Consider the following 12,483-nt stretch of genomic DNA (forward strand, 5'->3'; position numbering starts at 1 on the left):
GCAGGATTGCGTTACTCATTTTTATATTTCTTTTTTAATGTGTCAGAGAAAATCGCACCGCCCAGCATTAAGAATAAAGGACCGAAATTCCAGAAAAAAGATCCGCGAAGAGGAGTGTCCAGTGCAGTAAATTTATTGAGGCCTAAAATGCATAGTTTAATGATTAGCATGGCGGACCCTATCAAAAATAAACAATCAAAGAATACTTTCCATCTGGGATAAGCCAATTGCCTGCTGTCCTTTATCACTTTCTCTGTCAATTCCCCGTCACTCCTTAACAATTCATCAATTGTAACCCCAAACAGATCACTCAGTTTAATAATAATTTCAATGCTGGGATAGTTTTGGCCATTTTCCCATTTGGAAACAGACTGGCGGCTCACAAACAGCTTTTCAGCCAGTTCCTCCTGTGACCATCCTTTCTCTTTCCTCTACTTTTTCAGCTTCTCGGCAAAAATCATATTCACAATCACCTTTCTGCAAATCGATAATCCCATTATGGTAAAATTTTTGGCCAAAAGTAAAGATAGGAATGGTTGCAGGGGGACGCAAGCTTAGGTTGCAAGGCTTTACCACTGGTTTCTCAGCATATAAAAAAGAACCTTCAACCCGCATTTAGGGTCAAAGGTTCCATCTGGTAAAGATCAGGTATAGGCCAGCTCTTTTTGATTTTCTGCTTCGCTCAGTCCCAGCACCTGTGCTGTTGATTCATGAATCTCATGGAACAGCTCAGGATTTTCCGATAGTGACATACCATAGGACGGAATCATTTTCTTGATTTTAAAATGCCACTCTTCCATATACTGCGGGAAGCATTTTTGCAATACTTCAAGCATGACGTTAACGGCTGTTGAAGCACCCGGAGAAGCTCCGAGCAAGGCAGCAACCGAGCCATCTGAGGCACTGACTACCTCGGTGCCGAATTGCAGGGTTCCTTTTCCGGCAGGCGTATCCTTGATAACCTGCACACGCTGGCCTGCGACCACGACACTCCAGTCTTCGCTCTGAGCGTTTGGAATAAACTCACGCAATTCTTCGACACGCTGTTCATGGGATAGCATGACCTGCTGAATCAGATATTTTGTCAGCCCCATTTCTTTTGCACCAGCTGCCAGCATGGTGATGACATTATTCGGTTTAACGGACTTGATCAGGTCCAAATTGGAACCTGTCTTTAAGAACTTCGGCGAGAAGCCGGCAAATGGTCCGAACAGCAGGGATTTCTTGTTATCAATAAACCTTGTATCCAAATGTGGTACGGACATTGGAGGTGCACCTACTTTGGCTTTTCCGTACACTTTTGCATGATGCTTCTCGACAATTTCCGGTTTGTTGCAGACGAGGAACAGTCCGCTTACCGGGAATCCGCCTATATGCTTGGATTCAGGGATGCCCGTCTTCTGCAGCAGATGCAGGCTTCCGCCACCGCCGCCGATGAATACGAACTTCGCCTGATGGTTTTCGGTTGTGCCGCTTTCCATATTTCGAACTTTGACGTTCCATGATCCATCATCAGCACGCTTCAAATCCTCAACGCTGTGCTTATAATGAACATTGACATTTTTACTCTTTAGATGGTCAAACAGCATGCGCGTTAACGCACCGAAGTTGACATCCGTACCAGAGTCAATTTTGGTAGCTGCAATTGGCTCGTCCGAAGTGCGGCCATCCATCATCACCGGAATCCATTCCTTCAGCTTTTCAGGGTCATCGGAAAATTCCATGCCCTGAAACAGCGGATTAGCTGACAGCGCTTCCAAACGTTTTTTCAAAAACGATACATTTTTTTCCCCTTGAACAAAACTCATATGAGGGATTGGCATAATAAAGTCCTGCGGATTGCGAATCAGGTTGTTTTCTACAAGATAAGCCCAAAACTGTCTGGAAAGCTGAAATTGTTCATTTACATTAATCGCTTTAGTAATATCTATTGATCCATCAGATTTTTCAGATGTATAGTTAAGCTCGCACAATGCAGCATGTCCCGTCCCTGCATTATTCCATTCGTTAGAGCTTTCTTCTCCTGCGCTTTCGAGCTTTTCAAACACTTTGATTTCCCATTCAGGTGCTAACTCTTTCAGTAAAGACCCCAAAGTCGCGCTCATGATTCCGGCACCAATTAAGATAACGTCTGTTTTGTTCTGTACGCTGCTCATTTTAAACCTTCCTTATCCCAGATATTTGCCAAAAACTGCAGGCGCTGCTCAGGTGTCACCACTAGAAAGGCATCACCCAAGGACACACCTTTTCCGTCACACAAAATACACATTCTATTCTATTATAATGATTGATCGGGTAAGATAGCTAGTATTATCTGATAATTATATACTATTTTAGACAAATTAGAAAGTGGCGCGGGGCTTTTCGGGAACCAAAACAGCAGACAAAACGGTTCCATTATTGGAAGGTTTGTCTGCTGTTTGGTAAAATTATGTCTTTTTAAGAATTTCCTGCACTTCATCCAGGCAGGGAAGACCGGTCATGGCGCCTTTTCTGGTTACAGCCAGGCCTCCTGACACATTTGCAAAGCGAACCATGGAAGCTATCTCGTCATGCGAATGCTCCTCAAAAGCTTTAGGAGATTCATTTATGCAATAAAGGAGCCCGGAAACGAATGCATCTCCGGCACCGGTGGTATCCACCACCTTGTATGGCAATGCAGGAATTTTCCCAATCTCATCTTTACAGCGGAAGAGGCTGCCGTCACTGCCCAATGTAACGATTGTCAGCTGATTTTCAGGCAGCCGGGATATTCCTTCCTCAATATCACTGCACCCCGTTAAAAAGGTGAGTTCCTCCTCCGAAATTTTTAACATATCAGCATAGGGGAGAGTCGCCATAATTTCTGCTTTCGCCCTGTCCGCAGAATCCCACAATCCCAAGCGGAGATTCGGATCATATGAAATAATCATGTTCATTTCCTTAGCCCTCTTCACTGCTTGAAGGGCTGCAGTTCTCGAAGGCTCATGAATCAGTGAAATCGAGCCAAAGTGAAAAATCTTATATTCTTCAAAAATGGACCAGTCGATCTCATCTTTATTCAGGAAACTATCTGCACTTGGGTTAATATAAAAACTAAAATCCCGTTCACCAGAGGGCTCTAACGTCACAAACGTAATACCTGTCCGCGCTTCATCCGTCAGTTTCATATATTGTGTATGGACCCCGTACCCCTTCAAGGTATCCTGCAGAAAGTGCCCGAGGACATCGTTTCCGACTTTCCCGATGAAGGCAGCCTTCCCTCCAAGCTTCGAAACTCCAACCGAAACATTAGCCGGTGCCCCGCCCGGAGCCTTTTGATAGGTTGAATTATCAGAAGTCAGGGGAATAAAATCAATCAGAGCTTCCCCTAAACATAGAACTCCTTTCATAGTACACCTCATTCAAATAAGTTATTTATCCTCAAGATTCCACATGGATACCGAAAAGCCTGCATCCCCGCTAAAGAAAATCGTTTCATCCTCAGGATCAGGAAAATATCGTGCGGTGAACACTTCCTCTCCGCCATTTATGAAAATTTCCAGTGAAGACTGATCCATAAACACATGCAGTTTGGATAGACTTGAAATTTTGCAGATTCTTGACTCCTGCATTCCTGTTTTTACATTTCTTCTTTTCAGCTGGATTTCCTTTTGATCCGGATTATAAGTAAGAGAGGCCTCATTCCGTAAATCCATTTTGAATATTCCCTTTACATTCTTAAAGGATTCCAGCATCAGTTCGGCCGTTTTTCCCCTTAATCCGTCCAGTTGCAGGCTTTCTCCATTAATCTCCATATTATGGAGCTCCATCTTATCTTTGCGGAGATTTTTTAATTCCTTTACAGGCGTCTGGATAAGCCTTCCGTTTTTTATTTCAAGCACTCTTGGCATGGTCAATGCGTGGATCCAGCGATAAGGAACAGTTGGTTGGCTGGATTCAGCTTCATCTGTAATGCCCATCCATCCATAAAGAATCCGCCTGCCTGAATCGTCTTTAAACGTCTGCGGTGCATAAAAATCAAAGCCGCGATCCAGCTCAGCAAAGGAACCATGTTTAAACTTCGCTTTTTCGTAATCAAGCTTTCCGGCAAAATACCCTGATTGAAAAAGGTTATGGTATTCATACCCGCTCGGCTCAAGCCCCTGCGGTGAAATAAGCAATATCTCCTGGCCATCCAGCTCAAATAAATCCGGACATTCCCACATATAACCGAAGTCTTCTAGACCATTCATCCATGCGCCGGCAATCTTCCCTTTTTCCTCCCAATGGTATAAATCCTTCGAAGCAAACAGGACAGCGGCACCCTCCTGATTGGGGGTCTGAGCTCCAACTACCATATAGAAGTGCCCATCCTTTTCCCAGACCTTCGGATCCCGGAAATGAGCGGTATACCCTTTCGGCAGCTCCAGGACAGGCCCTTTTTTGGCAAAATGGATGCCATCTTCTGAAACGGCAAGACACTGATAAGTCTCGCGCTTGCCCTCCTCCGTCTTCACATTTCCTGTATAAAAGAGATAAAGCTTTCCATCATGATCTATCGCACTGCCGGAATAGCAGCCATTCCGGTCATACCACTGATCAGGAGCCAGCGCGATAGGCTCCTCCTTCCAATGGACGAGATCCCTGGATGAGTAATGTCCCCAATATTTGGCACCATGTGCAGTGTCGAACGGATTCCATTGATAAAATACATGGTAAACACCCTTGAACTGGATTAAGCCATTGGGATCATTCAGCAAGCCGACAGGCGGCATGAGATGATACTTCAACCGGTAAGGATCCTGCCTAACCAAATGCCTGTTTTTTTCTGCTTCCCCGCTGGCCTTCTTGAATAAATCTATTTCAGTCATTTTAGAACATCCTTGCTGTTGAAATTTCTGTTACTGTCCCTGTTCCACTTCTTTCTTTGCCTTATCCGAATATCCAAACATCCAGGTCAGGGCAAAGGCCACTGCGATGGCAATCACATTGACTAAAATGTACTGCAGAACCTGGCCATTTAAGTAAAGAAGGGTGCCTGGAATAACGGTAACGGCCATTCCTGTCGCTTTCAGCTGAAGCAGGGAGGCAGCGAACCCGCCGGCAGCTCCGCCAATCAGTCCCATGACAAACGGCTTTCCGTAGCGCAGATTGACACCGAACAATGCTGGCTCGGTTATTCCCAAAAACGCAGATAAAGCAGATGGAAAAGCCAAAGCCTTTAATTTGGCTGATTGTGTTTTTAAAGCGACTGCTAAGGTTGCACCGCCTTGTGCTGCAACGGCACATGTAACAATTGCGTTGTAAGGATTGCTTTTATATTGAGCCAATAGCTGGATCTCCAGCATATTGAAAATATGATGAACACCAGTGATAACGATAAGCTGATTAAGACCCCCGATAAGGATGCCGCTGATCCCGAACGGCCATGAGAGCACAGTCGTAGTAACATCCAGGATGCCCTGCTCCACCATATGAAATAACGGCCCAATGACAAGAAGCGATAATCCAATCATGATCAGAAGGGTTAAGAACGGGGTAATAATTAAATCCAACGCATCCGGCACCCGTTTTCGAATGACCCTCTCCAATTTTGCCCCAATAATCCCGGCAATAAAGGCTGGAAGGACAGATGCCTGATAGCCGACAACCGGAATGAATCCAAAAAAGTAAATCGGTTCAACATTTCCACCTGCTACATCCCAGGCATTAGGCAGGGAAGGACTTACAAGCATCAAGCCAAGGATTAAACCGATAATAGGCGTCCCGCCAAATACTCTAAAGGTTGACCAGGCGATAAGAGCCGGCAGGAAAATAAACGCCGTATCCGTCAGTACCTGAGTGAATAAAATGAAATTTTCTGACACATCAGATGCCGTCATGCCAAATAAAGCGAGAATTTCCTCCTGCATCACCAGTCCGCGCAATCCCATAAAGAGTCCTGTCGCGACAAGGACTGGAATGATCGGCACAAATACATCCCCGAATTTCCGGATCGCCCTTTGGAAAGCAGAACCGCTTTTAACCGCTTCTTGTTTCTGCTCTGATGCTGACATGGATTCAATGTCCAGGCCGGATACTTCTTCATAGACTTTATTAACCGTTCCCGTGCCAAAAATAATCTGATATTGGCCTGAATTGAAGAAAGCTCCTTTTACCTTATTGATGCTTTCAACCTTTTCCTGATCAATTTTTTCCTTATCATTCACCATGATCCGCAGCCTGGTCGCACAGTGGGCTACTGAGTGAACATTTTCCCTGCCTCCGACAGCGTCAATTAATTCCTCCGCAATTTTACGATACTCCGACATTCTCTTCACCCCTATTTTCATACGTTTGTGGAATCGATTCCACATTGGATAAAAAATAATGGAACGTTCCGTTGTGAAATCGATTCCATAAAAACAAAAATAAAAGTGTAATCGATTAATCCTACCTATGAAATCGATTACACAATCATTATATACTTTCTCTTTCTACAAGTCTATATCTAATTTTCCGCGTTATTTCCGGGTCATGTTCCCCTTTAATTTTTTGAAGAATTAATAAGGCTGCCTCCCGGCCCGCATCTTCAAAGGAAAAATCTATGGTTGTCAGTCCCGGGGTGATATATTTAGAAAGCTCTGATCCGCCCATGCCGGCTATCGCTACATCACCAGGAACCGAAAATCCATTTTGTCTGAGATATTGCAATGCGCCAATCGCCAGACGATCTGTCACAGCAAGAACAGCTTGAGGTTTATTTTCAGCAGATTCCATGATTCTCTTCATGCACTCAGCGCCTGAGTCTATATCGAAAATCCCCTTTTGCAGCCAGCTCGCTTCAACCGGGAGCTGATGTTCCTTCATTGCATCGAGGTATCCTTTTTTCCGGAGATACCCCACCGCACGGTCGGCTTCATCCACGCCTATAAAAGCAATTTTTCTATATCCCTTCTTGATTAGCAGGCCAGCCATGTCCCTCGCAGCCTGATATTCATCAAAAATTACACTCGTCAATTCTTCCGCATACTGCCCCACCATGATAAAAGGGATTTTCAGCTGATGGATTTCCTGAATCAATTCCGGCTGCACGTTTGTAGCTGACAGAATCATGCCGTCCACATTCCTGCTTTTCAGAAGCCGTATATATTCTATCTCTTTTTCAGCGTGAAGATTTGTATTAGCAAGGAGAATCTGATAGCCTTCCCCGGCCAATACATCGTCAATCCCATTAACCAGACGGCTGGACGTTTCGGTGCTGATCTTCGGGAGAATAACCCCAATAACCTTTGTTTTTTTTGTGCGGAGCGACTTCGCATGGGCACTCGGGACATAACCGGTCTCCTCTATTACGTGCAGGACCCTTTTCCTTGCGTCCTCACTTACATAACCGGAATTATTCATAACCCTCGAAACAGTTGTCCGAGAAACATTCGCCCTTTCTGCTATTTCCTTTATGGTAATCATCTAAATCCTCCCGGGCCAAAATAGTCTATTATCATTTTACACAAATGAAGGGAAAAGGAAATAGCCTGCGTAAGCAAGGACGAATATTACTCCGAATATTACTCCTGCCTTATCAGCGCTCGCCGCCGATCGTGCAGAACCAGGAGAAGGATTATTCCCATCATCACGCCCAATACAATACCGGCCTCCGTGGTCAGCACCCGGGCCAGCGGGTACTCCGGGCTGGACTGAAAATCCGGGCGGATGATGGAAAAGAGGTTATAAGAAAACAGCATGCCCGACGAAATCCATGCCGCAGCCATGGGCGGCAAAAAACTCCGGGAGCCGCGACGGGTAATCAGCACCAAGAGGCCCCACGCACCCACTAGAGCCCACCCGCCTGTACTTAGCGTCAAGAGGTGCCACCACAAATCACGGGAATCCAGCATGCCCGGGTCTATACCAAGGGTTCCACCTGCCGACCAGAACACCTTTATGGCGCCAAGCTGAATGCATCCCGCTGCAGCAAGTCTGCCCAAAGTGACTTGCAGCTGCCGCGTGTGTCCCGGCAGCTCCCCGCAGTCGATTGGACCGCCAAGCGCCTCAGGCCACCGCGCCTTGGCGTACCCTGCCAAAGCCAGAGGCAGGCAAATACCGACCCCGGCCAGAGAGACCATAACGAAGATCTGCTCGTAAATCCAGAAGCCAGCGGCACCTGCTTCCTGATCCTGAGCCATGGCGGCTGGACCAAGGACAGGAGCGAGCAGCAGCATGGGAACAAGAAGACCGGTACCCAGCCAGACAGGCAGAGCCACCAGCCACGCCGGCAGCCGTTCACCCCACGGCCTGCAGAACGCCATCGCCAGCAGGAGGCCAACCGCCGCAACAATCGCCGTAGCTGCGTTAATCCCTCGCCAACTGGCATCGCCCATTTGCTCTGTTGGAAGAAAGATGCCACACGTCCAGGCGATTTTGATTAGCAGATAAGGAGTCACCGCTATCGCGGCGCCATAACCGCCTATTTTGCGCATTTTTTTCGAACGGAAAGATGCCTGCTTTATATTTAATGCCATACCTTCACCTCTGCTGCCTGGAGGACAATAGGTGTTATAGAACCTATTTAAATTGAAACCTCCTGTTTTTTATCAACAATGGAATTGTATTCGGCGGGGTAACACTTAATGTATTGATGTTTCATTAAATCTGGAAAATGGTGTATATTTTCATCTTGGGAGATGATTGAAAGTTGTTTGTATCTTTTGATATTTCTTATAGAATAAGCTTAAGATCAAGAAAGGAAGTGGAAAATGTTAATTAGAAAAAGACCCGTGCCGGAAGAATTATTGTTTTTTAGATTTTTAAACACTCGCATGGAGTTAAGCGAAAAGCAAAAGCATCACTATTCGAACCTTGAAAAAGGCTACACAGGTGAAGTGAAATTTGACCTTCTTGCAGAACAGCTGAAAGAAGAAAGGCTGATTATTAATGACCTGTTCTTGGAAGTAAATAACTCATATTTTCAAATCGACACCTTGATCATTTCACAAGGAATGATCCATCTATTGGAAGTAAAAAATTATCAGGGAGACTGGTATTTAGAAGCTGACAAACTTTATACCGTGAATACCGGCAGGGAATATAAAAACCCTGTAGACCAATTGAAAAGAAGCACAGCTCTATTCCGCCAACTGCTCCAAACCCTCAAGCAAAATTACCCCGTTGAAGCCTCCGTTATCTTTATTAACCCTGAATTCACCTTATATCAAGCCCCTATGGACCAGCCCATTATACTGCCAACCCAAGTGAACCGCTTTTTTAATGACTTAAATAATACACCATCCAAATTAAATGATGGGCACAGGAAACTCGCCCAAAACTTACTCTCCTTACACCAAACGGAAAATCCATTTACATTTACGGGGTTACCTGATTATCACTACGATCAGTTGCTAAAAGGGATGTATTGCGAAACCTGTACATCCATATTGCTATTTGAAAAAAATAGCAGACTTGTATGCGAAAGGTGCGGAGGGCACGAAAAGATTGAACAAGCTATTCTGCGGAGTGTGAAGGAATTTAAACTGCTTTTTCCCCAACGAAAAATTACGACCCAAAGCATTTATGAATGGCGCAGCGCAGCTTTAAGCAGGAAGACATTTTGCAGGGTTTTGAAGAAGAACTTTACTGCAGTTGGAAGTACTAGTGATACTTATTATGAATAATCTTATTGATTTTGTGCATGGTGAGTAGGTTCGGACTGGATTTATCGGATTTCGGCTTAGCCTGTCCGAAGGCACGTCAACTTCGGACTCACTCTCTCGGTTTTCGGCTTAGCCTGTCCGAAGGCACGCCAACTTCCGACTCACTCTCTCGATTTTCGGCTTAGCCTGTCCGAAAGCGCACATACTTCGGACTCGTTCTCTCGGTTTTCGCCTTTTCCTGTCCGAAGGTGCACCAGCTTCGGACTCACTCTCCCTGTTTTCGCCTTTTCCTGTCCGAAGGCACGTCAACTTCCGACTCACTCTCTCGGGTTTCGCCTTTTCCTGTCCGAAGGTGCACCAGCTTCGGACTCATTCTCTCGATTTTCGCCTTCTCCTGTCCGAAGGCACGTCAACTTCGGACTCACTCTCTCGGTTTTCGGCCTAGCCTGTCCGAAGGCACGCCAACTTCGGACTCACTCTCTCGATTTTCGCCTTCTCCTGTCCGAAAGCGCACATACTTCGGACTCGTTCTCTCAATCTTCGTTCGCTCTTGTCCGAATAAGCAAAAAACCCCCCAAACAATACAGTATTGGGGGTCAAGTAAAATTATCAGTCCCTCTCCAGCAGCGCAGCGCCTGCGATGCCAGGATCGGTCATTTCATATGGATCGAGAATTAAATCCAATTCTTCTTCAGTTAGCACATCATATTTCAGGCATAGTTCCCTGATTGGTGAGCCGGTCAAGATTGCTTCTCTGGCAATTCTTGATACGACTTCATAGCCGAGGTGCGGGTTTACTGCAGTAATGATCCCCACACTCTTTTCAACGTATTCCCTTAATCTTTCTTCATTGGCTTCGATTCCTTTTACACAATGCTCTGTAAACGTATTAAAGGCATTGTTCATAATGCTGATCGACTGCAGAAGGTTAAAGATCAGGACTGGCTCCATGACATTCAGTTCAAGCTGTCCTGCTTCTGAAGCAAGAGAGATGGTATGGTCGTTTCCGATGACCTGGAATGCCACCTGATTAATAAGCTCCGGAAGAACAGGATTTACTTTTCCTGGCATAATGGATGAACCCGGCTGTCTTGCTGGAAGCGAAATTTCGCCAAGGCCAGCTCTTGGGCCTGACGCCATTAGACGCAAGTCATTTGCGATTTTAGACATATTGATCATGCAGATTTTCAAAGCTCCGGAAACTTCTGTGTAAGAATCGGTATTCTGCGTGGCATCTACAAGATGTTCTGCCCCTTTAAACGGCAGGCCGCTGATGTCGGCAATGTGCTTCACCACTAAGTCAATATATTTAGGGATGGCATTTAGTCCGGTTCCGACTGCCGTTGCCCCCATGTTCAATTCATATAAGTGCTGTTTGGATTGCTGAATGCGCTTAATGTCACGCGCAATGACACGGCTGTACGCTTCAAATTCCTGGCCAAGTCTGATTGGAACGGCATCCTGCAGATGCGTCCGTCCCATTTTGATCACATGGTTGAATTCCTTTGATTTTTCCAGAAAAACGGAGTGCATATGTTCCATTGTCACGATTAATTGATCCAGCAGATTTAAAACAGAGATGTGCATTGCTGTCGGGAAGGCATCATTCGTCGATTGTGACATATTGACATGAGTATTAGGGCTGCAATGTGAATAATCACCTTTTTCATAGCCCATTATTTCAATTGCACGGTTCGCAAGGATTTCATTAATATTCATATTAATGGACGTCCCGGCACCGCCTTGGATCGGGTCAACAATGACCTGATCATGCCATAGTCCTTCAATCATTTCATCGGCTGCCTGTACGATAGGGTCTCCAATGCCTGAATAAAGGCGCTTAACCTCCATATTTGCTATGGCCGCTGCCTTTTTCACTATTGCCATTGCCTTGATTAACTCCGGATGGATCCGGTAGCCAGTAATCGGAAAGTTCTCAACCGCACGAAGCGTTTGAACGCCATAATAGGCTCCAACCGGAACTTCCTTAGAACCTAGAAAGTCTTTTTCAATTCTGAAGCTGTTCTTTGCTGCTAGCATATACTTCTTCTCCTTTATATAAACCTTTCAGATATATATAGGTTTTGTAATGACTTATCCTTCGTATACACTATAATCCGGAAAGGAGGAATAAGCAATGGTTATGGATGAGTAAAAAGGGGGCAGTTGACCACTTTCATTCAAAGCTGCCCTTGGTTAAGCACCTCCTAATTAAATTTAAAAAGGACAGAGCCGTTTAATTGCTGCTGTCCTTCTGAATGTATTGCTTTAAAGGTTTTGTAACTTCCTCAGCTTCTGATTCTTTATTTAGGAATTCCTTCCGATATTCACTCGGTGAGCAGTTTTTCAAGCTTCGAAACACTTTATAAAAATTGGAAGGGCTCTGAAACCCTACCTCATAGCAGATCTCCAGATTTGTCAGCGCAGTGCTTTTAAGGAGATGAGCTGCTTTATCGATACGAATTTTTTCTAAATAAGTACGGGGAGTTTCAGAGGTTTCCTGTTTAAATAAGCGCTCCAGATAAAAGGGACTTAGGCCGACTTGATCAGCTATATCTTTTAATCCCAAATTCTGTTTATAATGATTGACCAGGAATGTAATGATTTCTCTGACTAGGGCAATATGCGGGGATTGCTCCACTTCTGGCTGGCATCTTTTGCAGGGACGGTAACCTGCTCCTTCCGCCTCATTCTTTTCTGGGTAAAATTCTACATTTATCTTTTTAGGCTTTCTTGATCTGCAGGAAGGGCGGCAGTATATTTTCGTTGTTTTGACTGCAGTAAAAAATAAGCCATCATATTTACGATCACAGGCGATGATTTTCTCCCACATCTCTTCAAATGACAGATTGATGTTTTGTGCCATTTAACTCCACTTCCTTCCTGCACTGCT

General features: G+C 45.1%; 10 protein-coding genes. 1 reads left to right on the top strand and 9 read right to left on the bottom strand.

Annotated features, from left to right (window positions below; all coding sequences use genetic code 11):
* Positions 1-11: 11 nt before the first annotated feature.
* The 7 genes from IRB79_RS00905 to IRB79_RS00935 all read right to left on the bottom strand — a co-directional run bounded on the left by IRB79_RS00905 (position 12) and on the right by IRB79_RS00935 (position 8,462).
* Complete coding sequence (locus IRB79_RS00905) at positions 12-401, bottom strand: helix-turn-helix domain-containing protein (RefSeq protein ID WP_243509690.1); 390 nt, start codon at positions 399-401, stop codon at positions 12-14.
* Between the two features lie 243 nt (positions 402-644).
* On the bottom strand, positions 645-2,156 hold the full coding sequence (locus tag IRB79_RS00910; protein WP_243506344.1) for a malate:quinone oxidoreductase: 1,512 nt from the start codon (positions 2,154-2,156) through the stop codon (positions 645-647).
* 273 nt (positions 2,157-2,429) lie between these two features.
* Complete coding sequence (locus IRB79_RS00915) at positions 2,430-3,371, bottom strand: PfkB family carbohydrate kinase (protein WP_243506346.1); 942 nt, start codon at positions 3,369-3,371, stop codon at positions 2,430-2,432.
* Positions 3,372-3,392: 21 nt separating this feature from the next.
* Positions 3,393-4,832 carry a glycoside hydrolase family 32 protein gene (locus tag IRB79_RS00920; RefSeq protein WP_243506348.1) on the bottom strand — a complete coding sequence of 480 codons (1,440 nt, stop codon included), beginning with the start codon at positions 4,830-4,832 and terminating at the stop codon, positions 3,393-3,395.
* Positions 4,833-4,862: 30 nt separating this feature from the next.
* Positions 4,863-6,272 carry a sucrose-specific PTS transporter subunit IIBC gene (locus tag IRB79_RS00925; protein ID WP_243506350.1) on the bottom strand — a complete coding sequence of 470 codons (1,410 nt, stop codon included), beginning with the start codon at positions 6,270-6,272 and terminating at the stop codon, positions 4,863-4,865.
* Between the two features lie 148 nt (positions 6,273-6,420).
* Positions 6,421-7,410 (bottom strand): LacI family DNA-binding transcriptional regulator, encoded by a 990-nt coding sequence (locus IRB79_RS00930; protein WP_243506351.1) that lies wholly within the window; start codon positions 7,408-7,410, stop codon positions 6,421-6,423.
* 98 nt (positions 7,411-7,508) lie between these two features.
* Complete coding sequence (locus tag IRB79_RS00935) at positions 7,509-8,462, bottom strand: hypothetical protein (protein ID WP_243506352.1); 954 nt, start codon at positions 8,460-8,462, stop codon at positions 7,509-7,511.
* Between the two features lie 234 nt (positions 8,463-8,696).
* Here IRB79_RS00935 and IRB79_RS00940 point away from each other — a divergent pair, with 234 nt between their 5' ends.
* The gene (locus IRB79_RS00940) at positions 8,697-9,611 is read left to right on the top strand and encodes a nuclease-related domain-containing protein (protein ID WP_243506353.1); all 915 of its coding nucleotides are present in this window, start codon (positions 8,697-8,699) and stop codon (positions 9,609-9,611) included.
* Positions 9,612-10,199: 588 nt separating this feature from the next.
* Here the strand turns inward: IRB79_RS00940 and aspA are convergent.
* Both aspA and IRB79_RS00950 read right to left on the bottom strand, forming a co-directional pair.
* Positions 10,200-11,630 (bottom strand): aspartate ammonia-lyase, encoded by a 1,431-nt coding sequence (aspA, locus tag IRB79_RS00945; RefSeq protein WP_243506354.1) that lies wholly within the window; start codon positions 11,628-11,630, stop codon positions 10,200-10,202.
* 196 nt (positions 11,631-11,826) lie between these two features.
* A complete protein-coding gene (locus IRB79_RS00950) occupies positions 11,827-12,456 on the bottom strand; it encodes a bifunctional transcriptional activator/DNA repair enzyme AdaA (protein WP_243506355.1) in 630 nt (209 codons plus the stop codon).
* Positions 12,457-12,483: the final 27 nt, after the last annotated feature.

This window comes from Cytobacillus oceanisediminis (assembly GCF_022811925.1).
GTDB lineage: Bacteria > Bacillota > Bacilli > Bacillales > Cytobacillaceae > Cytobacillus > Cytobacillus oceanisediminis_D.